The sequence below is a fragment of the Marinobacter xiaoshiensis genome (assembly GCF_031631795.1).
Taxonomy (GTDB): Bacteria; Pseudomonadota; Gammaproteobacteria; order Pseudomonadales; family Oleiphilaceae; genus Marinobacter; species Marinobacter xiaoshiensis.
This window is the reverse complement of the sequence record NZ_JAVMBO010000018.1, coordinates 434,359-454,994: the sequence shown is the minus strand read 5'-3', so window position 1 is coordinate 454,994 and position 20,636 is coordinate 434,359. Positions and strand designations below refer to the sequence as shown.

The 20,636-nt window shown below is 54.0% G+C and carries 20 protein-coding genes and 1 tRNA gene; 17 read left to right on the top strand and 4 right to left on the bottom strand.

The annotated features are described in order from the left end of the window. Positions 1–20 precede the first annotated feature (20 nt). Together RKA07_RS17530 and lipB are read left to right on the top strand one after the other, a co-directional pair. On the top strand, positions 21–290 hold the full coding sequence (locus RKA07_RS17530; RefSeq protein WP_200202036.1) for an HP0495 family protein: 270 nt from the start codon (positions 21–23) through the stop codon (positions 288–290). A 5-nt stretch (positions 291–295) separates the two neighbouring features. After that, positions 296–955, top strand: coding sequence for a lipoyl(octanoyl) transferase LipB (gene lipB, locus RKA07_RS17525; protein WP_310966945.1), 660 nt, complete (start codon positions 296–298; stop codon positions 953–955). Here lipB and RKA07_RS17520 read toward each other — a convergent pair. Next, positions 934–2,028 (bottom strand): GGDEF domain-containing protein, encoded by a 1,095-nt coding sequence (locus RKA07_RS17520; protein ID WP_200202034.1) that lies wholly within the window; start codon positions 2,026–2,028, stop codon positions 934–936. The genes lipB and RKA07_RS17520 overlap by 22 nt on opposite strands. A 342-nt stretch (positions 2,029–2,370) precedes the next feature. Here RKA07_RS17520 and RKA07_RS17515 point away from each other — a divergent pair, with 342 nt between their 5' ends. Further along, positions 2,371–3,816, top strand: a complete 1,446-nt coding sequence (locus tag RKA07_RS17515) for an ABC1 kinase family protein (RefSeq protein WP_310966944.1) — start codon at positions 2,371–2,373, stop codon at positions 3,814–3,816. On the opposite strand, the gene RKA07_RS17510 is transcribed toward RKA07_RS17515, so the two are convergent. Then, positions 3,756–4,199: a YqaA family protein gene (locus tag RKA07_RS17510; protein ID WP_200202121.1), complete on the bottom strand. Its 444-nt coding sequence runs from the start codon at positions 4,197–4,199 to the stop codon at positions 3,756–3,758. The two genes, RKA07_RS17515 and RKA07_RS17510, sit on opposite strands and share 61 nt — an antisense overlap. A gap of 196 nt (positions 4,200–4,395) precedes the next feature. On the opposite strand from RKA07_RS17510, the gene RKA07_RS17505 reads away from it, so the two are divergent. Further along, positions 4,396–4,638: a GrxA family glutaredoxin gene (locus tag RKA07_RS17505; protein ID WP_200202032.1), complete on the top strand. Its 243-nt coding sequence runs from the start codon at positions 4,396–4,398 to the stop codon at positions 4,636–4,638. Between the two features lie 38 nt (positions 4,639–4,676). Then, entirely contained in the window at positions 4,677–4,997 is a 321-nt protein-coding gene (locus RKA07_RS17500) for an AtaL-like protein (RefSeq protein WP_310966942.1), read from the top strand. 51 nt (positions 4,998–5,048) lie between these two features. On the opposite strand, the gene RKA07_RS17495 is transcribed toward RKA07_RS17500, so the two are convergent. Next, on the bottom strand, positions 5,049–6,311 hold the full coding sequence (locus tag RKA07_RS17495; protein WP_200202030.1) for a 6-phosphofructokinase: 1,263 nt from the start codon (positions 6,309–6,311) through the stop codon (positions 5,049–5,051). A 155-nt stretch (positions 6,312–6,466) separates the two neighbouring features. On the opposite strand from RKA07_RS17495, the gene mpl reads away from it, so the two are divergent. The 4 genes from mpl (at position 6,467) to RKA07_RS17475 (ending at position 11,861) form a co-directional block, all read left to right on the top strand. Then, positions 6,467–7,861 (top strand): UDP-N-acetylmuramate:L-alanyl-gamma-D-glutamyl-meso-diaminopimelate ligase, encoded by a 1,395-nt coding sequence (gene mpl, locus RKA07_RS17490; RefSeq protein ID WP_310966941.1) that lies wholly within the window; start codon positions 6,467–6,469, stop codon positions 7,859–7,861. 36 nt (positions 7,862–7,897) lie between these two features. Further along, complete coding sequence (locus RKA07_RS17485; protein WP_310966992.1) at positions 7,898–8,569, top strand: flavin prenyltransferase UbiX; 672 nt, start codon at positions 7,898–7,900, stop codon at positions 8,567–8,569. 85 nt (positions 8,570–8,654) lie between these two features. Continuing rightward, positions 8,655–9,794, top strand: coding sequence for an acyl-CoA dehydrogenase family protein (locus RKA07_RS17480; RefSeq protein WP_310966940.1), 1,140 nt, complete (start codon positions 8,655–8,657; stop codon positions 9,792–9,794). 144 nt (positions 9,795–9,938) lie between these two features. Next, positions 9,939–11,861 carry a hypothetical protein gene (locus RKA07_RS17475; protein WP_310966991.1) on the top strand — a complete coding sequence of 641 codons (1,923 nt, stop codon included), beginning with the start codon at positions 9,939–9,941 and terminating at the stop codon, positions 11,859–11,861. A 171-nt stretch (positions 11,862–12,032) separates the two neighbouring features. Here RKA07_RS17475 and RKA07_RS17470 read toward each other — a convergent pair. After that, positions 12,033–12,119 (bottom strand) — tRNA-Leu (locus tag RKA07_RS17470). A 254-nt stretch (positions 12,120–12,373) separates the two neighbouring features. Between RKA07_RS17470 and rnr the strand changes: the two genes are divergently transcribed. The 8 genes from rnr (at position 12,374) to alr (ending at position 20,635) form a co-directional block, all read left to right on the top strand. Continuing rightward, positions 12,374–14,878 carry a ribonuclease R gene (gene rnr, locus RKA07_RS17465; RefSeq protein ID WP_310966939.1) on the top strand — a complete coding sequence of 835 codons (2,505 nt, stop codon included), beginning with the start codon at positions 12,374–12,376 and terminating at the stop codon, positions 14,876–14,878. Between the two features lie 15 nt (positions 14,879–14,893). Then, complete coding sequence (gene rlmB, locus RKA07_RS17460; RefSeq protein ID WP_200202025.1) at positions 14,894–15,631, top strand: 23S rRNA (guanosine(2251)-2'-O)-methyltransferase RlmB; 738 nt, start codon at positions 14,894–14,896, stop codon at positions 15,629–15,631. Positions 15,632–15,862: 231 nt separating this feature from the next. Continuing rightward, positions 15,863–16,306, top strand: a complete 444-nt coding sequence (gene rpsF / locus RKA07_RS17455; RefSeq protein ID WP_200370257.1) for a 30S ribosomal protein S6 — start codon at positions 15,863–15,865, stop codon at positions 16,304–16,306. Between the two features lie 25 nt (positions 16,307–16,331). Then, entirely contained in the window at positions 16,332–16,562 is a 231-nt protein-coding gene (gene rpsR / locus RKA07_RS17450) for a 30S ribosomal protein S18 (protein ID WP_007154918.1), read from the top strand. A gap of 25 nt (positions 16,563–16,587) precedes the next feature. After that, positions 16,588–17,454, top strand: coding sequence for a YybS family protein (locus RKA07_RS17445; RefSeq protein WP_200202023.1), 867 nt, complete (start codon positions 16,588–16,590; stop codon positions 17,452–17,454). Between the two features lie 20 nt (positions 17,455–17,474). Continuing rightward, positions 17,475–17,921, top strand: a complete 447-nt coding sequence (gene rplI / locus RKA07_RS17440) for a 50S ribosomal protein L9 (protein ID WP_310966934.1) — start codon at positions 17,475–17,477, stop codon at positions 17,919–17,921. Positions 17,922–18,152: 231 nt separating this feature from the next. Beyond that, on the top strand, positions 18,153–19,559 hold the full coding sequence (dnaB, locus tag RKA07_RS17435; RefSeq protein ID WP_200202021.1) for a replicative DNA helicase: 1,407 nt from the start codon (positions 18,153–18,155) through the stop codon (positions 19,557–19,559). Continuing rightward, a complete protein-coding gene (alr, locus tag RKA07_RS17430) occupies positions 19,559–20,635 on the top strand; it encodes an alanine racemase (protein WP_310966933.1) in 1,077 nt (358 codons plus the stop codon). Before dnaB ends, alr begins: the two co-directional genes overlap by 1 nt. Position 20,636: the final 1 nt, after the last annotated feature.

Genomic DNA, 20,636 nt, shown 5'->3' with positions numbered 1-20,636 from the left:
GAGCCCGGGAGAAAAACGGCATGAGCGAGCCGAAAGCGCCAAAAATAGAGTTTCCCTGTGATTACGGTATCAAGGTGATTGGCGATGCCGCACCGGATTTCAAAGAGTTTGTCGTAGCGGTTGTTCAGCAGCACGCTCCGGGAATCAAGGAAGAAGATGTCTCTGTTAAAGACAGCAGGGAAGGTCGGTTCTGCTCGGTACGGCTGAATATTCTGGCTACTGGCGAGCCGCAGCTAAAGGCCTTGTTTGAGGACCTCAAGGCCAGCGGCCGTGTTCACATGGTGTTGTAAGCACCATGCCTGAACTCATTGTCAGGTCTTTGGGCCAGCAGCCCTATCTGGAAACCTGGGAAGCCATGAAAAGCTTCACGGCAGAAAGGGGTGACGACACCAATGATGAGCTTTGGTGTCTGGAGCATCCTCGGGTCTACACCCAGGGCCAGGCTGGCAAGGCCGAGCATATCCTGGCGCCGGGTGATATCCCGGTGATTCAGGTAGACCGTGGTGGACAGGTGACCTATCACGGACCTGGTCAACTGGTGATTTACCTGATGATTGGGCTTACCCGTCGCAAGATAGGGGTGAGGGGGCTGGTCGACATTATTGAGCAGGGCATAGTACGCACGCTTGCTGAGCTTGATATTGCCGCAGAGCCCCGGCCAGATGCGCCAGGTGTTTATGTGGGTGATGCAAAAATTGCTTCCCTGGGATTGCGGGTTCGCCGTGGATGTTCGTTCCACGGTCTTGCGCTGAATGTCGATATGGACATGGAGCCATTTGGCAGGATCAACCCCTGCGGGTATGCGGGACTGGCCATGTGCCAAACCAGTGACTTTACCTCAGCGTCTATTGATGCTGTTGAGCAGCTGTTGGTAGCCCAACTTGTTTCAGGGTTGGGCGACTCTGTAGTAAGTTATCGAAACGGCTGGGATGATCAGGCAGGCCCGTCAATCTGATACATACAAACACGGTTGCGGCCGAGGGCTTTTGCACGGTACAAGGCTTCGTCTGCATGCTGGAGAAGTTTGTCGACAGATTCCGCCCCCTCGATGCTTGCTACGCCAATACTGGCAGTGCAGTGGACTGCTGTCTGCGCCACCATCACAGCTTTCTCGGCGATTGCCTCACGAATCCTGTTGGCAATCTGCACTGCACCGTCTGCATTGGTTTCCGGCAGTAGCACCAGGTATTCCTCACCTCCCCAACGAGCGGTGGTGTCCAGTTTCCGGGCCTCCTCATGCAGTGTGTTTGCAACCAACACAATCAGCTCATCGCCTACATGGTGTCCGTGGGTATCGTTTACACTTTTGAACAGGTCAATATCTGCTAACAACACGGCAAATGGCCGGTTGGTACGAAGATAGCGTTCGTATTCCACTTCCAGTTGAGCCAAGGCCTCCCTGCGGTTTGCAAGGCCGGTGAGTGTGTCATGCTTGGCGGCGTACTCGAACTCTCGGGCCAGCGCCAACAAACCAAGTTTGCTCCGTCGCCGGCTCTGATCAAGGATGTAGCAGGTGATCATTTCAAAGCCGAGGGCTACAACCATGGTAATCCGGAAGCTGGTGCTATAGGGCAGATTCAGTAATTGGTCAGCAAGCGGGCTGAAGAACAGCAGCGTAACCCCCGTAAATCCGAATAGACAGGCGCCAACACCAAACCGCGCATCGCTGATGTAAAAAATGATGGGTGGGTAGGCAAAGAGCCAGATAATCGCCGAGCCATTCTCTAACGCGCTGACCGACACATAGATAAACACCGTGGTTGTCAGGCCAATAAACGCGCGACGCTGAAAGGTTTTGTGGCGGAACGCAGCGTAAATCAGCAAATTGATTGTCATCAGAATGGCAAATGCTATCAGCAGGCCAGCCGCGAGGTGCTCACCTTGCTCGACAGAACGGGAGGCAAAAAAGGCCAGCAATGGCACTGCAGAGATACTCAGCCAGTTGATCAGAACCGGAACTGGAATTTCACCCGATACCTGAAGCTGAGAGCGCCCATTTGCGGGAAGCTCAGGAGCAATTTTCGACATAGTGTGAGCAGGTTCTTTTGATAATTATCAGTTATTTTGATTCCGCATCCATTCAATAGTAAACGGTATTCTGGGCAGAAGTTGTGTAATACCGTAAAAACAGCCAGAGGATGACAACAAACTATTCCCCGGTAGCCTGGCTGTGTGGGCATCAGAGCAGGTATAAACCGGCAGGCAGAGGCGAGCAATGGCAGGTAAGCCGCTGAGCATGGGTCGCAGTGGAGAGGTCAGGTAGCAGAAGTATCCGTATAATGACATGAGCCACCTGCTGCTGTTACGTTTAGAGTACAAGTGAGGGGTTCTTGCAGGGTGGGTAAATTTTCAGATCCGGACAGGTCTTACATGTCATCCAGACGCTCAGGTAATTCAGTCTCCCGTATCAAGACCGGCAGCTTTGAACGTCGGTTGAGTTTGACTCGCGCCGGGCTTTTCGCCGGCACGCGGGTGGCCTCGCACATGGCAACGAACTGGTTCAGCAGCAAGGATAAGCGGGATAAACGCCACCGTGCCATGTTATCCAAGCAAGCCCATCTTCTGGTGGAGGAGCTGGGAAAACTGAAAGGCAGTGTGGTTAAAATCGGTCAGGTGATGGCGCTTTATGGTGAGCATTTTCTGCCTGAAGAGGTCACTGAAGCCCTACACACCCTGGAAGATCAGACTACCTCGCTGGAGTGGTCTGCCATCGAGCGGGTTCTCAAAGCCGAGCTGGGCAGTGATAAATTTGCTGAGCTTGAGATAGACCCCGAACCCATTGGGGCCGCATCTCTGGGGCAGGTGCACCGTGCATTGCGGCGAAGTGATGGCCTGGAGCTGGTGCTCAAAGTCCAGTATCCGGGTGTCGCCGATGCGGTTGATAGCGATCTGAATGCGGTGGCTCAGTTACTCAGAGTGGCTAGGTTGGTGAGCTTCGGGCCAGAGTTTGAGGACTGGCTGGAAGAGGTGCGACAGATGATGCACCGGGAAGTTGATTATCATCTTGAGGCTCGCACCACAGAGAAATTTCGCCAGATGCTCAAGAATGACCCCCGGTTTGTGGTTCCCCGGGTGTTGCCGGAGTATTCAGGTGCGCAGGTTATTGCCTCAACCTATGAGCATGGGCATTCCGTAAGTGCTGGCGTTGTTCGGGAGTTGTCACTGGAGCGCCGCAGTGCGCTCGGAGAAGCCGCGCTTGAGCTCTTCTTTCGGGAGCTGTTCGTGTGGGGTGAGATCCAGACCGACCCCAATTTCGGAAACTACCGTATTCGCATTGCCGGAGAAGATGGCAATGGTGTGGAGCATGATCGCATAGTGCTGTTGGACTTTGGTGCTGTGCAGTCTTACTCAAGCGAGTTTCTTGACCCGGTTATCCAGATGATCCGTGCATCTTATGAGAACGATCTGGATGCAGTGATCGATGGGGGCGTAAAACTGCGTTTCATGAACACTGACTGGCCGAAGGATGTGTTGGAGAAGTTTGGCGAGGTGTGCATGTCGGTTCTGGAGCCCTTGTCCAGCGACCATGCAAGCTGGCCTGACTACGCGGTTAACGAGAAGGGCCAGTATCGTTGGAAGCAAAGCGACTTGCCGTCAAGAGTTGCGCGACAGGCTGCACGTTCAGCCATAAGCCGTTATTTCCGCGTGCCACCCAGAGAGTTTGTATTCCTCAACCGAAAGCTCATTGGGGTGTATACCTTTATTGCTGTGCTGCACTCGGAGTTCAACGGCGAGCCCTTGTTACGCAAATACCTTTATGGCGAAGGTGATGATATGCCTGATGCTTCTGCAACCAGCCAGATCACAAAGGCGTAACGCACGCCTTTGCCTATACCTACAAGCACAATGAAGTTGAGCCAGGGCACGCGCATGATGCCGCCAACAAGCGTCAGCGCGTCGCCGCCCAGAGGTAGCCAGCCCAGTAGCAAAGACCACTGGCCGTAGCGGTTAAAACTGTTTCTTGCTTTGTGCAGTTGCGTTTCACTCAAGGGGAACCAGCGCTTGTGCTTGAAGCGGTCTACCTGCCTGCCGATGATGCCGTTCACCACAGACCCCAATGTATTGCCCAGCGTGGCCCAGAACCACAGCCACCACATGGGATAGCCCTGAACAACCAGGGTGCCAGTCAGTATCTCCGAGTAGGCAGGCAACAGAGTAGCCGCTGCAAACGAGGTCAGAAATAATGTCAGGTAAACCACAGAGTTGTCCTTACGGTGATGGGTGTTTGGGTCTTTTGCCCCACGAGGCGGCACTAAGTATGAACCGTTACTATAGCGGCTATTTAGAGCTTCAATTTTTTAATTTTCCTCAATCATGTCATCATGAATTCAAGTTTATTTACACCCCTTATAACCGCCCGGGAATCCTTCCGGGGTATCTATTTTGGAGGCTTTTATGGAACAGGTAACGATTTACGGCCGTTCAAGTTGCGGGTTTTGCGTGCGTGCAAGGAGTCTGTGTGAGTCTCGCAATATGCCGTACACCTGGGTGGATATGATCGAGCATGGCATGACCAAAGAAGACATTGCCGACAAAATTGGGCGAGCTGTACACACCGTGCCGCAGATTTTGGTGGGGGACAGATACATAGGCGGGTACGATGATTTTGCAAGCTACGTGCGGCAACTGGAGGCTTAGTCGTTTGTAGAATCTATCTGGCAGGTAAGGAGCGCAGTATGGAATTTGAGCATGTGGTTCAAGTTAATGACCTGAAGGATTCGTCCATCCCCAACCTGACCCGGAAGCAATTGTGGGAAGGCTTGGTCATGCGTGCAGAGGCGCCCCAACATTTTGTGATTGGCCTTGGGGAGTTCGAGCTCGATTGGCAAACCGATAAACGCCTGAAACGGAGCCTTGAGCTGCCCGGCCTGGTTGTTGATGATCTGGTTACCTTTGATGAAGGCCAGTTTGTACATTATGAAATTATACCAACGGCCACGGTTGCCGGTGGAAGTCTCACAATGACAATAGAAGAGCCAGAGCCGCAGAATTGCTGATCAGGACCCGGCTAACAGGGTCCCGATCAGCACTGTAGTTGCTTTAATCAATCAGAGCTTGAAATCGGTTTTCAGCTTCTTTTCTGCAAGGGTGTTTTTGAGTTTCGCCACCCGCGGCAGGCCGTTGTCAAACGGAGGGAAATTCTCGCCTGCGATCAGAGGTAGCAGGTAGTCGCGGCAGTCCTGGGTAATACCAAATCCATCATCCGTAATGTAATGGATGGGCATCTTCTTTTCCTGGTTAGCAACTTCGCTAAGCGGGGCTTCACCAATCGACCAGACGTAAGGTTTGGATTTCTCACGAACAATCGTAGGCATAACTGCCTGTTTGCCTGCCAGAGCCATTTCTACAGCCGCTTTGCCAACGGCGTAAGCCTGCTCAACGTCGGTTGCAGAGGCAATGTGCCGAGCACTGCGCTGGAGATAATCCGCAACCGCCCAGTGGTACTTGTGCCCCAGAGCCTGCCTGACCATATTGGCCAGTGCCGGCGCTACGCCACCAAGCTGAGTGTGACCAAATGCATCTTTGGCGCCGGCATCTGCAAGGAAACGGCCGTCTTCGTACTGGGCACCTTCTGAAGCAACCACCACGCAGTATCCATATTCCTTAACACAGAAATCGACCCGCTCCAGAAATGCTTCGCGGTTAAACGGAATTTCAGGGAACAGGATAATGTGGGGCGGCTCGCCTTCACCCTGACCAGCCAGACCACCAGCGGCTGCGATCCAGCCTGCGTGACGGCCCATGACTTCAAGGATGAACACCTTGGTGGAGGTTTCGCACATGGACTTGATGTCCAGACTGGCTTCCAGGGTGGATGTGGCGATGTACTTGGCTACAGAGCCAAAGCCAGGGCAGCAGTCGGTAAACGGCAGGTCGTTATCGACTGTTTTGGGAACGCCGATGCAGGTAATGGGGTAGCCCAGCTTCTCGCCAATTTGTGAGACTTTGTAGGCGGTGTCCTGGGAATCGCCGCCACCGTTGTAGAAGAAGTAGCCGATGTTGTGTGCGCGGAATACTTCGATAAGGCGCTCGTATTCCCGGCGGTTTTCCGAGATGTTCTTCAGCTTGTGGCGGCAAGATCCGAACGCACCGCCTGGGGTGTGGATCAACTCCTGAATGGCTTCATCACTTTCGAGGCTGGTATCGATCAGCTCTTCGTACAGCGCGCCCAGAATGCCGTTGCGACCTGCAAACACTTTGCCGATCTTGTCCGAGTGCTTACGGGCGGTCTGGATGACCCCGCAGGCACTCGCGTTGATTACAGCGGTAACACCGCCAGACTGAGCGTAAAATGCGTTCTTGATGGCCATCTCGGGGTGGAGTCTCCAGTTGATTCGACGATGGTGCAGATGATACGTCAAATGCGCGCAATTTTCATGGCAGGAAGTGCGGATAGCAATGCGCTTGACGGCACTGAAAGGATACGGGAGGCTTGTCGGGTTTCAACGTAGAGGGCAGGCGGCGAATGCATATTCATATACTGGGGATTTGTGGCACGTTCATGGGCAGTCTGGCTGTTCTTGCAAGGGAACTCGGCCACACGGTGACCGGTTCCGATCAGGGCGTTTATCCGCCCATGAGCACACAACTGGAAGCCCAGGGTATCAGCCTGATGGAAGGCTACCGCTCGGAACACCTTGAGCCAAAGCCTGATCTGGTGCTGATCGGCAACGCGATGTCACGGGGTAACCCGGAGGTAGAGGCGGTGCTTAACCGTAACATTGACTATATGTCTGGCCCCGAATGGTTGGCTCGGGAGGTGCTGCGGCATCGCTGGGTGTTGGCCGTTGCCGGTACTCACGGCAAAACCACCACCACAGCCATGCTCCTCTGGATTCTTGATCAGGCTGGGTTTGCGCCCGGGTATCTTGTGGGTGGCGTGCCGAAAGATTTTCCGGTTTCAGCGAGTCTCGGCGATAGCGACTTTTTTGTAATTGAAGCCGATGAGTACGACAGCGCCTTTTTCGACAAGCGCTCCAAGTTTGTCCATTACCGCCCCCATACCCTGATACTGAATAACCTTGAGTTTGATCACGCCGATATCTTCGAAAACGTAGAGGCCATCGAGCGACAGTTTCATCATCTGGTTCGCACGGTTCCGTCTCAAGGCATGATTATTCGCCCAAGCCTGGATGAGCATCTGGATAAAGCTCTCGATATGGGGTGCTGGAGCCCGGTTCAGGATATGGCTATCGGGAGCGAAACAGCCGCATCGGTTGATTGGCGTGCCGAGCTGCTATCCGAAGACGGTAGCCGATTTATGGTGGTTCATCACGAGCAGCCCGTTGCCGTGGTGAAGTGGAGCCAAACGGGTATGCATAACGTTCGCAATGCCCTTGCAGCCATTGCTGCGGCAAAGCATGTGGGGGTAACGCCCGATCACGCCGTGGCCGCGCTGTGTCGCTTCTCTGGCGTAAAGCGCCGTATGGAACTGCTGGCGGATATTGGTGGAGTTAAAGTTTACGACGACTTCGCTCACCACCCAACCGCCATAGAGACCACCCTGGACGGATTGCGCAATCAGGTGGGGAAGGAGCCGGTTATCGCCCTCATCGAGCCCCGCTCCAACACTATGAAACAGGGCGTGCACCAGCATACGCTGCTGCCGAGTGCTGCGTTGGCAGATAAAGTGTATTGGGCCAACCTGAACACTATGGACTGGCTGCCGGAACTGGTCTCCGTTTGGCAGTCCGGTAATCCGGAATCAAGTAAACACCTTGTAGAGTCCACAGTAGAAGGGCTGATTGAGCGTGTAATGGCAGATCTGCCGAGCCCCTGCCACATTGTCATTATGAGTAACGGTGGCTTTGGTGGCGTTCACGGTAAGCTCATAGCCGAGCTTGAACGTATTCATGGCTGACCCGGCACAGAAGGAGTTATATCGTTGACCCAACCCATGCCTGAGAGCGTGTCGAAAGCCCCGACCATAAACCTGGCGTTCACCGGAGCATCCGGTGCCCAATATGGCCTGCGCTTGCTGCAATGCCTGGTGGCAGCGGGTTGCCGGGTTCATGTAATGGTCAGCAAGGCGGCACAAATTGTTATTGCGACTGAAACCGACCTGAAGCTGCCGGGAAGCCCGTCAGCTATGCAAAAGGTGCTGACGGAATACGCATCAGCCCAGCCGGGCCAAGTAGTGGTGTTTGGGCGTGAAGACTGGTTTTCGCCACCGGCTTCCGGTTCTGGTGAAAAGGCCCCTTTGGTGGTGTGCCCCTGCAGTACAGGGACCTTGTCCGCAATGGCTACTGGCGCCAGTAACAATCTGATTGAGCGCGCGGGCGATGTGGCGCTTAAAGAACGACGCCAACTGATTCTGGTGACCCGTGAATCGCCATACTCACAAGTGCATCTGGAAAACATGCTGAAGCTGACCCAAATGGGAGCGGTGATCATGCCGGCCAGCCCCGGGTTCTACCACCGCCCGGAATCGATAGAGGATCTCGTGGACTTTATCGTGGCTCGAATTCTGGATCATCTGGGCCTGCCCCAAGACCTGATGCCCCGTTGGGGTGAGGCTCGAGTGAACGCCAAAATGAGTCGCAACGATGGTTTTGGCCAGCAGGATTGATGGTTTTAACCATTGAGCAAACCTGCCTGCAAGAAGAGACTTGGTGAACGCTAGTTACAACACTGTTCACTGACTGAGGTTTACCATGATTCCACGTACGCTCTTCGATGCAGACCTTGACGGCTTTCGGGATTCCGTCCGGAAATTTCTTGAACAAGAAGCCGCGCCCTACCACGAGCAGTGGGAAAAAGACGGGCAGGTCAGCCGCGAGCTATGGCAAAAAGCTGGCGAGCTGGGTTTTTTGTGCCCCACCATGCCTGAAGAGTACGGCGGTGTTGGCGCTGACTTCCGATACAGCGCGGTTATTATGGAAGAAGTCTCCCGTGCCGGGCTCTCAGGTATCGGCTGGACGCTGCACTCCGATATTGTTGCCCCCTACATACTGAACCACGGCTCCGAAGAACAGAAAAAGCAATATCTGCCGAAAATGGCGTCGGGTGAAATGATTACGGCTATCGCCATGACCGAACCGGGTGCCGGTTCCGACCTGCAGGGTGTGAAAACCACAGCCATCAAGGACGGCGATCACTATGTTCTGAATGGTTCCAAGACCTTTATTACCAACGGGCAAATGGCCGATCTGGTGATTGTTGTCGCCAAAACCGACCCAAAAGAAGGTGCGAAAGGCATCAGCCTGTTCCTGGTGGAATCTGCCTGGGAAGGTTTCCAGAAAGGCCAAAACCTGAACAAAGTGGGAATGAAGGCTCAGGATACGTCCGAGTTGTTTTTCCAGGATGTAAAGATCCCTGAAACTCACCTGCTGGGTGCGCGCGAAGGGCAGGGCTTCTTCCAGTTGATGCAAGAACTCCCTGCTGAACGCTTGCAAATTGGCCTGACTGCTATTGCTTCTGCAGAAGCAGCTTGGCAGTGGACGCTTGATTACGTGCAAGAGCGTAAAGCTTTTGGTAAGCCAGTGATCAAGTTCCAGAATACCCGTTTCAAAATGGCAGAAATGAAAGCAGAGATTGCTGCGGCAAGGGTGTTCACCGACCGCTGCCTGGAACTCCATCTGGAGAAGAAGCTGGATATACCTACTGCAGCCATGCTGAAGCAGTACACCACAGACTTGCAGTGCAAAGTACTGGATGAATGTGTGCAGCTGCACGGTGGCTATGGCTACATGTGGGAATACCCGATTGCCCGTGCCTGGGCTGATGCGCGAGTTCAGCGCATTTACGGTGGAACCAACGAGATCATGAAAGAGATCGTTGCCCGCGCGTTTTAAATCAGGTTAAAGGAAAGCCTCGGGCCAGTTCCCGGGGCTTTCTTGTTACTAAACTTTACAGATTGCCAAACCTATCAAGGTCTCCAGCTTCTACATCCCCTAAAGTAACGGCACAACCTCTAACAAGGATAAACGGTTGCCGTGATGAAGCCCCTTATTTTCCTGCCTGTTTCTGTACTTTTTCTCGCCATTGCCGGCTGCGGCAAGGAATCCGATGAGCTGCCTGTAGATGGCCGTGAGTTCGACGGGGTGCAATACAGCGACCCGGCACCCTATACAGGAAGGGTGATAGACGGCTATCTCAAAAATGCCCGGGTTTGGTTGGATATGGATGGCGACAGCCAGTACACGTCTGGGCCAATGGAGTATGAGCTGGCATCCGGTCGCAAGGTTGTTCTGCCTTCCGGAGAGCCTACTGCCATGAGCGGTGAAGATGGTCAGTTCTCTTTGGATATCTCGGAGCTCCAGTTGGACCCAAAGGTTGGGCCCAATATCAATCCAGCTAAGTTTCCTTTGTATGCGCTGGCGCTGCCTGGCAAAGCCGTGGAACAAACCCGCTCTGGAGACTTGGCGATTCCCAGCGCGTTTATGCTTTCTGCCGCGCCAGGCGTTCGTAATATTACCCCTCTGACAACGCTGGCTCGTTATCGCAGACTCACGACACTGGGACCGGTGGCGGATTCCGGGAGTTCGTCTTTATCCGGTTTTGCCGGCATTAATTTGTTGAGGGATTATGTTCTCGCTGAAGATGACCGCGCCCATGCTTATGCGCGAGCCATGGCCCGCTTCTCAGCCAGTCAGTTTCCGAAAGCATATAACGATAAACTGGCTGAGCCAGAGAGCGATGGCACAGAGCGATTCCTCAGCCCGCAGGGGGCTTTTCTTCTTGGGGTTTCCCTGTTGCAGAATGCCGATGATGTTGTTGCAGTTGTAGATTCGGCCGCTCAAGGCAACTACGCAAACGTGGATGTTGACGAGCTTGATTTGCCCTTGGTTCCGGTGGAATTGAGCGATCCTGTGCTGCTGACCAGTCAGCGTGTTTATGCATACTCCGAACGTTCAGGCACTTTGCCGGCTAACCGTTCAGACTTACAGGTGTCCGCGGAGCTGATGTTTGATTACAGCGAAGATGGTCGCCTGCAATCGATAACCTCTGAAGGCTGTCTCGCTCCATCGATGAAAGAGATTGCAAGGCTGATCAGTGTGAATGGGTATATGGCCAAGCTCAGTACCCAATGGCTGCCTTCAGCATCACTGTCGCCTCAGAGTAAAACTGCCTACTATAATCCCGGTGTTGATGAGCGACTGGTATTTGACTGGGTTGCACGCACGGCAAGGTTCGAAACCGGCACTGCCTGTCACCAGCCCAAGGGTACTCAGCCAGGATCAACTGAGATAGGAGGAGAGTCCGAGGTAACATACAGTTGGGGTCTTGATGCTGGAAAGCTGGCGAAGCTGGACGCGAAAATTCACCAGTCAGACGGCCCAACAATTATTCGAACCCTGGTACCAAAAACCGCCACCGCGCCAGATGCGCCCGAGGGTTTTCCGGGATATCAGCTTCTGGAAGATGGAGTTGAGCTTGAGTCGTTGATCTACGGAAGCCAGTTCGTTGACTGCAAGGGCATAGTGGCTGACTCTGATCAGAATGCAGCGCAAGTGGTCACGGGGGTTTATGGGTATGAGTTTGCGGGCTATGAGCCTCAACCTGCGGCCTTTTCAGGGCTTGCCCTGGAGTTTGATACCCGGGATGGCCTCAAACGACCGCTGCGTTATGGCTTCCTGGCGCCAGAGATGTCCGGGCTCAGCACTGTTGATGCGGAGAATGGATTTGAGTGGGTGTTGTATTACCCGTCAAGAACCAGCGAGACACCTCTTGGCGGTACGCCCAATCTCATCCAAAACGCCTATCTCAAGAGTTACAGTGCCAACCGTGCCTGTGGCCGCAAGTTCGAAGACGAACCGTCGGGAGTTTACGCCCGGATTGAGTACCGCTACAAAAACCTCTCCGAGTATCTTGTCGAGTTGCTGAACCAGGATGAAGTCCCTGAAAATAGAGGGAGGTAGCCGGCAAATCAAGAGCGCATCAGAGTTTCGCAACAAAGGTGCGCGTCTTTAATTGAATACAGTGCGAGAGTAAAGCAGGGCACAGAACAATGCCAAGCATAGAAAATTCGAGCTAAGTGCAGTGTTTTGAAAAAAATGTTAGTGTCTTCATCCATTTCTTGGGGAAAGAAATGGTGCCGAGGAGAGGACTTGAACCTCCACGGGGTTGCCCCCACTAGCACCTGAAGCTAGCGTGTCTACCAATTTCACCACCTCGGCAGGTGATTTGCAGCTTTGCCGTTAGTTTGTTGAAAACTGGGCGTTTCTGCCTAAGATGAACAAGGCGTCTCATCCGATGGCGCGTACTTTAGTAATTCCGGCCTAAGCTGTCAAACATTTTTTTTGTAAATACTTGGCAAGTAATTGTGCGTATTAAAGGTGGGTTGTTAGGCAGTTACTGCCTGCCGACGTATACTGTGTTGTTAATGTATATGAAGGGTGCCGCTGTGGCGCCGCATTGAGCAAGGATTTTAATGGTTTCCAGGAATAAAAAACACAAAGACCCCCACGCCAGTCGTGAGGCTCAAAAATATGATAACCCGATCCAAAGCCGGGAATTCATAATTGCGCACTTGAAAGAGCGGGGGGCGCCGGCAACACACGAAACATTGTGTTCCGAGCTTGGGCAGACAGACCCGGAAGGCATCGAAGCGCTCCGGCGACGCTTGATTGCCATGTGCCGTGATGGACAGCTTATCTGTAACCGGCGTGATGCATACCTGCCGATTGAAGAGGCCGATTTGGTTAGTGGTCGGGTTATTGGCCACAAAGATGGCTTCGGTTTTCTTGTGCCGGACGATGGCGGATCTGATCTTTTTCTCACCGCTCGGCAAATGCGCCAGGTGTTTCACGGCGACCGGGTAGCAGCCCGGGTAGACAGGGTCGACGACCGTGGCCGGCGTGAAGGCGTTATTGTTGATGTGATAGAACATCGCACGCAGCAAACGGTAGGGCGCTTCTTTAATGAAAGCGGCATTACCTATGTGGTGCCAGAAAACGCCCGCATCAATCACGAAGTGTTGGTGCCCAAAGAGCATGTGGGTGATGCGGTCCATGGTCAGTATGTGGTTGTGGATATCTTGCGCCAACCTACTGTGCGTACCCAGCCTACCGGCAAGATTGTCGAGGTTTTGGGTGAGCATATGGCGCCTGGGATGGAAATCGACGTGGCTATCCGCTCATACGATATTCCCCATAACTGGCCTACCGAAGTAGGTGCTCAGGCCGCCGCTATTGCCGCTGAAGTTGAAGAGAAGGATAAGAAGAATCGGGTCGATATCCGCAATATGCGTCTGGTGACCATTGATGATGAGACCGCCCGGGACTTCGATGATGCGATTTACTGTGAGCCCCGAGGCAAGGGGGGCTATCGCCTCGTAGTAGCGATAGCTGATGTGTCTCACTATGTGCGCACAGGCTCGCCGCTTGATGAGGAGGCGCTGCGCCGGGGCAACTCTGTGTACTTCCCGGATCATGTGGTGCCCATGCTTCCAGAGAAGCTGTCCAATGGCTTGTGCTCCCTGAATCCGGATGTGGATCGGCTCTGCATGGTGGCGGATATGACCATCAGCGCCGCAGGTAATATCAGTGGGTACACCTTTTATCAGGCGGTTATGCGCAGCCATGCACGGCTGACCTATAACAAGGTCAGTGACATGCTGGAGCGGCCAGATACAGAGCCGGGTTATCGCTTGTCGGCCCAGTACGCGGATGTGCTGCCGCACCTGCATAATCTGTACGATCTCTACAAGTTGCTGCGCAAAGCACGAACAGAGCGTGGGGCCATAGACTTCGAAACTACCGAAACCCGCATTGTTTTTGATGCTAATCGAAAAATCGAAGAAATTGTGCCGGTGCATCGTAACGACGCCCACAAAATTGTAGAAGAAAGCATGCTGTGCGCTAACGTGGCGGCTGCACGCTTCCTTAAGAAGCACAAGATGCCAGCCCTTTACCGGGTACACGACGGGCCCTCCGAGGAGCGCCTCAATTCGGTACGCTTGTTCCTGGGTGAGCTGGGTCTGCAGTTGGGTGGTGGTGACAAGCCGAGTTCGGCTGACTACCAGGCGCTGCTGGCCCAGATCGTGGATCGGCCGGATGCCAACGTCATCCAGACCGTTATGTTGCGGTCGCTGAGCCAGGCTGTGTACAGTCCGGAAGAAAGCGGCCACTTTGGTTTGGGTTTTCCAAGCTACGCTCACTTTACCTCGCCGATTCGCCGCTACCCTGATTTGATTGTGCACAGAGCAATCAAATCCCGAATCCACAATCCTGAGGTGACCAAGGATGTGGTTTCACCGGCTGTGCACGACGCTGCATTGGTAGAGTATCCCTACGATTACGCCAAAATGGAGCAGCTGGGCGAGCATGTGTCGATGACAGAACGGCGCGCTGACGATGCTACCCGCGATGTTATGGCGTGGCTCAAGTGCGAGTTCCTGAGCGACCACGTGGGCGAGGAATTTGATGGGGTGATTGCAGCTGTTGTGCCCTTCGGATTCTTTGTCGAGCTTTCGGGCGTATACATTGAAGGCCTTGTGCATGTTTCTACCCTCAATGGCGACTATTTCCAACACGACGCTGCCAAGCATCGTCTGATTGGTGAGCGCACGGCTATCAGCTTCCGCCTGGGAGATGAGTTGCGCGTTCGTGTCATGCGGGTTGGCATGGAAGATCGCAAGATCGACCTGGAGTTGGTCAGTGAGCCCAAGCGTCGGCAAGCAGATCGCGATGCCTTGGGGGTGTCCAAGCGCGAGACACGCGGTAAAGATGGCAAGCGGGCCGATAAGGGTCGTGGTCGTGGCGGAGCGTCTACTGGTGCAAAATCCGGTAAATCTGGGCGCAGTAGCAAGCCTGCGAGTGCGAAAGCGCAGTTGGTTGCAGAGGCTGCTCGTGATGCGGGCAAAAAGCCCAGGAAAGGTGCAGCGAAGCCAGATGGGGTGAGTAAACCACGCAAGCCCCGCAAGACAGGCAAATAACAGGAATTCGAATCAGTGTCCCAGGAATTTGTATTTGGCTGGCACGCGGTTGAAGCAGTTCTCAAGCGTGAGCCAGGAAGGTTGCAGCAGGTCTGGATTCAGACCGGTCGTCAGGATAAGCGCGTAAAAAGTATCACTGACACTCTGGATGAGCTTGGGGTGAAGTGGGGCGTTGTACATCGTCGGGAGCTGGATGAGCGGGTAGGTGGCGTTCATCAGGGTGTTGTTGCCGCAGTCAGTGAAAGTCGCGAATGGACAGAGGGTGATCTTCTGGCTCAGCTTGCAGCCAGCGACAAGCCCCCGTTTTTACTGGTTTTGGACGGCGTAACCGACCCCCATAATCTGGGTGCGTGTATGCGCACCTGTGATGCAGTGGGCGTGCAGGCCGTAATTGTACCCAAAGATAAGTCCGCTTCGTTGACTGCTGTCGCCCGAAAGGTTGCTTGTGGTGCGGCGGAAACAGTACCTTTTGTACGCGTGACTAATCTGGCGCGTTTTCTGCGCACGCTGCAGGATCAAGGGGTTTGGTTGATTGGTACCGCAGGCGAAGCTGAAGCCACGCTGTATCAAGCAGACTTCAAGGGGCCGGTGGCGCTGGTGATGGGGGCAGAGGGCAAAGGTATGCGCCGGCTCACCCGTGAGCACTGCGACCAACTGGTCAATATCCCCATGCTTGGTCATGTGGATAGTCTTAACGTTTCCGTTGCTACTGGTGTTTGTCTGTATGAGGCTTTGCGCCAGCGCCTTGGTTAACTCTTGCACAGAAGGCTGCGTACGCCTAGAATACGTGACCCCTTTTCCGGGGGAAGGTTTTGTATTGCCTTTAATCAGGCTTGCAAGGCTTCGCTTTTGATCAAGTCTTTTTTGTTAAAGCCTTATTGATAGAGCAAAAAAACCGGCGGCACAGGCTGCCACCTCCTTGCTTTCATGCTTCCTGGTCAGTCCGGGAATTAGCGAAAGCTGTTTAAACCGTAGGGAGAACTCATGCGTCACTACGAAATCGTATTTATGGTACACCCGGATCAGAGCGAGCAGGTGCCCGCGATGATCGAGCGTTATACCAGCCTCATCACTGAAGATGGCGGCAAGGTAGATCGTTTGGAAGATTGGGGCCGTCGTCACATGGCATACCCGATCAACAAGATTCACAAGGCTCACTATGTGCTGATGAACGTTGAATGTTCACAGGCAGCAATGGACGAGCTGACTCACAACTTCCGGTTCAACGATGCCATCATCCGTGACCTGATTCTGCGTCGCGATGAAGCTGTTACCGATATGTCTCCGATGAAAGCCGCTGAGTCCCGCGAGGACCGTCGTTCCGGCGGAGAAGATCGTCCGCGCCGTTCAGCTGAATCTTCTGATGACCGTCACGGCGAAAGCCAGGACGATTCTCAGACAGCGGATTCCCAGGACGAAGAAGAGTAATTAACCGGAGTTGAGGAGTTACGTTATGGCTCGTTTTTTCAGACGTCGTAAATTCTGCCGCTTCACGGCAGAAGGTGTTAAAGAGATCGATTACAAGGATCTGGACACCCTGAAAGGCTACATTACTGAAACCGGCAAAATCGTGCCTAGCCGTATTACTGGCACAAAAGCACGTTATCAGCGTCAGCTGGCTACCGCTATCAAGCGCGCCCGCTACCTGGCACTGCTGCCGTACTCGGATAGCCACGATAACTAAGAACAGATAGACAGGACTTGGGACCATGCGTGCACTGGCACAATTTGTAATGCGCGGTCCCCTGCAGGCCAGCGGGGTAGCAGCAGTCACTACTGCAATACCTTTGTTGTTCTGGATTGGCGCAGCGGTTGTTGGCCTGGTTATTCTCAGGCTTGGCATCAGTCAGGGGCTTAATATTGGCCTTTGGGCATTACTTCCAGCTCTTGGTTGGAGTGTGTTCGGGGGCGATCCTACAGCTCTGGCGGTGCTACTGCAGGTGATGCTTATGGCATCCATGCTGAGAACAACCCTGTCCTGGGAAAGAGCCCTTCTCGGAGGGAGTTTTCTGGCGATCGTCATGGGGCTTGTCTTGCCCATGGTGTATCCCGGTTTGATGGACGAGCTCGTTCGCACCGGGGTCAGTTTTTACGAGCAGTACAATGCTGAGGTGGCCCGTGCTCTTGGGAGTGATCTTGAGACGGTTATTCGGGACACCATGAACGCCAGCATGGCCGGTAGTTATCTGGCAGTCGGCGTGGGCATGACAATGCTGGCAAGGTCGTGGCAGTCGGGGTTATATAATCCTGGCGGTTTCCGCAAGGAATTTCATGATCTCAAGCTGTCACCCGCCGTTGCTGTGGTTCTTATCGCCACCATGGTTGTTGGCCCGTTTCTCGGGTTGAATGCTATGTTGCTGGTCTGGATAGCCGGAACGCCGATGTTTTTGGCGGGCCTGGCACTGATTCATGGCATTGTTGGTCGTAAAAATCTGAGTGGCCAGTGGCTTGCAATGTTTTACGTTGCACTGGTGCTTCTGGGCCCAAGCCTGATGATTCTGTTAGTGGTTCTGGCTTTTGTGGATAGCTGGCTGGATATCCGGAGGCGAATAAAGCCTGCCGGGCCGGCTGAATAAAGCACGAAGAGGTTAACGAGATGGAAGTTATTCTGCTCGAGAAAGTTGCAAACCTTGGCACCCTGGGCGACAAGGTAAAAGTTAAGTCCGGTTACGGCCGTAATTACCTGCTTCCTTACGGCAAGGCTGCGCCTGCCACTGAAGCAAACGTGAAGGCGTTCGAAGAGCGTCGTGCCGAGCTTGAGAAAGCAGCAGCCGAGAAGCTGGCAGCAGCTCAGACCCGCGCTGAGGCTCTGGAAGGTGCATCCTTCACAGTAACCTCCAAAGCAGGCGATGAAGGCAAGCTGTTCGGCTCCATCGGTGTGCGTGATATTGCTGACGTAATCACTGCTGCAGGTACCGAAGTAGAGAAGAGCGAAGTTCGCTTGCCAGAAGGCCCGCTGCGGTCAACTGGCGAATACGAAATCGAGCTTCACCTGCACTCTGATGTTGAAGTAACTGTTAAGCTGGCGGTTATTGCTGAGTAAGCTGTCTTCTTCGGAAGCAGTGCCGGGCTTGCCCCGGTCTCTGTAATACGCTGGTGGCCGGGTGTAAGCTTTTCGGAGATTGCAGGCGGTCAACCCAACAGGCCCGAACCGTTTAATACGGCTTTCGGGCCTGTTGCTTTCTGGTATGCTGTTAACTCCGGTAACCCCCTCCATTGCTGCGACTTTCCACAAACACTGTCGTGGCTGTGATGTTCAACTGAAGATGTGTTCATGGCCAAGCCTAATCTGAAACCTGCAATCACCGATCCGGAAACCAGCCGCATCAAGGTGCCTCCTCATTCCGCTGAAGCGGAGCAGGCCGTGCTGGGTGGTCTGATGCTGGATAACCGGCGATTTGATGAAATTACCGAGATAATCTCCGCTGCCGATTTTTATCGTCAGGACCATCGGCTTATCTTTGGCGCGGTGGAGCGGCTGGCTAGCGAAAACGAGCCGCTGGATGTTGTCACTCTGGCTGAGTTCCTGGAGCGTGCTGGCGATATCGAAGATGCCGGTGGCTTGTCCTATCTCGCGGAGCTGGCAGAGAAAACACCGGGTGCTGCCAACATTCGAGCCTATGCAGAGATCGTCCGGGAGCGCTCTATCCTTCGGCAGCTCGTGGAAGTTTCAGGCACAATTTCAGACTCAGCGTTTAACCCTCAAGGGCGCAACAGCAGCGAGATTCTGGATGAGGCAGAGCGCAATGTATTCCAGATTGCCGAGTCCAGAGTCAAGGAAGGTTCGGGCCCCCAATCCATCAACCCGATTCTGACCAAAACCCTGAGCCGTATTGAAGAATTGTTCGAATCCGGTGAGCAAACCACAGGGCTTACTACCGGATTCCGGGATCTGGATGAGCAAACCTCCGGTATGCAGCCGGCCGATCTTATTATTGTGGCGGGGCGACCCTCTATGGGTAAAACCACCTTCGCCATGAACATCGTCGAGAATGCACTGATCAGTACCGGTACTCCGGTTCTCGTATTCAGTATGGAGATGCCAGCAGATGCTCTGGCCATGCGTATGCTTTCCTCTCTCGGCCGCATTGACCAGAGCAAGGTTCGCGGCGGAAAGCTGGAAGAAGATGATTGGCCAAGGCTTACCTCTGCTGTCAGTCTGCTTAAAGACAAACCTTTGTATATTGATGATACGCCGGGTCTTAGCCCTACTGAGCTACGCTCTCGCGCACGCCGTATTGCCCGTGAGAACGGAGGCAAAATCGGCCTGATTATGGTGGATTATCTGCAGTTGATGAGGGTGCCAGGGAACACCGAAGGCCGGACCGCGGAGATCTCCGAGATTTCCCGGTCTCTGAAAGGCATAGCGAAAGAGCTTAGTTGCCCGGTGGTCGCACTTTCGCAGCTTAACCGAAGTCTTGAGCAGCGCCCCAACAAACGCCCGATTAACTCTGACTTGCGTGAGTCGGGTGCGATTGAGCAGGACGCAGACGTCATCATGTTTGTTTATCGTGATGAGGTGTACAACGAAGATACGCCAGACAAGGGCGTGGCCGAAATTATCATCGGCAAGCAGCGTAATGGCCCTATTGGCACCATACGCCTTGCGTTTATCGGTAAATACACAAAATTTGAAGACCTCGCTAGCGGTGACTACGGGGACTATGGTGGAGAATACTGATGCCACGGAGTACCGTCGCTCGCATTGATCTTGATGCCTTGCGTGCCAACTACCGCAAAGCTTGCGAGCTTGCGGGCGGTGCCGAAGTTATGGCTGTTGTAAAGGCTGATGGGTATGGACATGGCATCGCCAGGATCGCATCTGCACTGGCGAATATTGTGCCCAAGTACGCGGTTGCTTGTATTGAAGAAGCTTGGGCTATTCGGGCAGCAGGCCAGGCTCAACCTGTAGTGTTACTCCAGGGCGTACATGCGGCAGGTGACCTGGCGGACTGCGTACAAAATAACTTCGAGCCGGTACTGCATGGTGAACACCAGCTTGCGTGGATGGAGCAGGGTGGTGCTGTGCCTGCCTTCTGGCTGAAAGTAAATACCGGTATGAACCGTTTGGGCTTTCGTGCAGAGGATCTGCCTGCCGTTATGGCCAAGCTGGAAAAAATGGGAGCTACGTCCAGGTTGCTGGGCTTTGTAAGCCATTTTGCCTGTGCCGACGATGCCGGGAGCACAATGACACTAGCCCAGACAGCGAACTTTGAAGCGGCAACTTCACCTTGGCCCTCAATGATGAAAAGTGTTGGCAATTCTGCAGCCCATTTCATTCCCGGTCAGCCGCTGTTTGATTGGAGTCGACCTGGCATCATGCTCTATGGTGGCTCACCGATCGTCGGGAAAACGGGGCCCGAACTTGGTCTTGAACCAGTGATGACCCTTGAGGCGCCGCTAATCACTACCCGGGTTGTTAAGGCAGGTGAAAGCGTTGGTTATGGCGCTGCCTGGGTTGCAGAGCGCGACACCCGAATGGGTATGGTTGCCGTTGGCTACGGAGATGGGTATCCCCGCCATGCCGGAACGGACACGCCTGCTGCCATTGCTGGCTGTCGTATCCGGCTGATTGGTCGGGTTTCGATGGATATGCTGGCGGTGGATCTGAGTAATGCGCCAGAGGCCATGGTGGGAGATCCTGTTGAACTTTGGGGCCGCACTGTTGGAATCGATGAGGTCGCAAGTTGTGCTGGCACTATCTCCTATGAGCTCTTGACGGGCCTCACCAGCCGGGTTCCGAGGATTTCCCGGTAAC

Bases quoted from the DNA above. Each gene is read 5' to 3' on its own strand.
- RKA07_RS17485 (WP_310966992.1), top strand. From the start codon at position 7,898: ATGCCTGAGAGCGTGTCGAAAGCCCCGACCATAAACCTGGCGTTCACC.
- RKA07_RS17515 (WP_310966944.1), top strand. From the start codon at position 2,371: ATGTCATCCAGACGCTCAGGTAATTCAGTCTCCCGTATCAAGACCGGC.
- RKA07_RS17520 (WP_200202034.1), bottom strand. From the start codon at position 2,028: ATGTCGAAAATTGCTCCTGAGCTTCCCGCAAATGGGCGCTCTCAGCTT.
- RKA07_RS17475 (WP_310966991.1), top strand. From the start codon at position 9,939: ATGAAGCCCCTTATTTTCCTGCCTGTTTCTGTACTTTTTCTCGCCATT.
- rplI (WP_310966934.1), top strand. From the start codon at position 17,475: ATGGAAGTTATTCTGCTCGAGAAAGTTGCAAACCTTGGCACCCTGGGC.
- RKA07_RS17480 (WP_310966940.1), top strand. From the start codon at position 8,655: ATGATTCCACGTACGCTCTTCGATGCAGACCTTGACGGCTTTCGGGAT.
- alr (WP_310966933.1), top strand. From the start codon at position 19,559: ATGCCACGGAGTACCGTCGCTCGCATTGATCTTGATGCCTTGCGTGCC.
- mpl (WP_310966941.1), top strand. From the start codon at position 6,467: ATGCATATTCATATACTGGGGATTTGTGGCACGTTCATGGGCAGTCTG.
- RKA07_RS17495 (WP_200202030.1), bottom strand. From the start codon at position 6,311: ATGGCCATCAAGAACGCATTTTACGCTCAGTCTGGCGGTGTTACCGCT.
- rpsF (WP_200370257.1), top strand. From the start codon at position 15,863: ATGCGTCACTACGAAATCGTATTTATGGTACACCCGGATCAGAGCGAG.
- rpsR (WP_007154918.1), top strand. From the start codon at position 16,332: ATGGCTCGTTTTTTCAGACGTCGTAAATTCTGCCGCTTCACGGCAGAA.
- dnaB (WP_200202021.1), top strand. From the start codon at position 18,153: ATGGCCAAGCCTAATCTGAAACCTGCAATCACCGATCCGGAAACCAGC.
- rnr (WP_310966939.1), top strand. From the start codon at position 12,374: ATGGTTTCCAGGAATAAAAAACACAAAGACCCCCACGCCAGTCGTGAG.
- RKA07_RS17505 (WP_200202032.1), top strand. From the start codon at position 4,396: ATGGAACAGGTAACGATTTACGGCCGTTCAAGTTGCGGGTTTTGCGTG.
- RKA07_RS17500 (WP_310966942.1), top strand. From the start codon at position 4,677: ATGGAATTTGAGCATGTGGTTCAAGTTAATGACCTGAAGGATTCGTCC.
- lipB (WP_310966945.1), top strand. From the start codon at position 296: ATGCCTGAACTCATTGTCAGGTCTTTGGGCCAGCAGCCCTATCTGGAA.
- RKA07_RS17530 (WP_200202036.1), top strand. From the start codon at position 21: ATGAGCGAGCCGAAAGCGCCAAAAATAGAGTTTCCCTGTGATTACGGT.
- RKA07_RS17445 (WP_200202023.1), top strand. From the start codon at position 16,588: ATGCGTGCACTGGCACAATTTGTAATGCGCGGTCCCCTGCAGGCCAGC.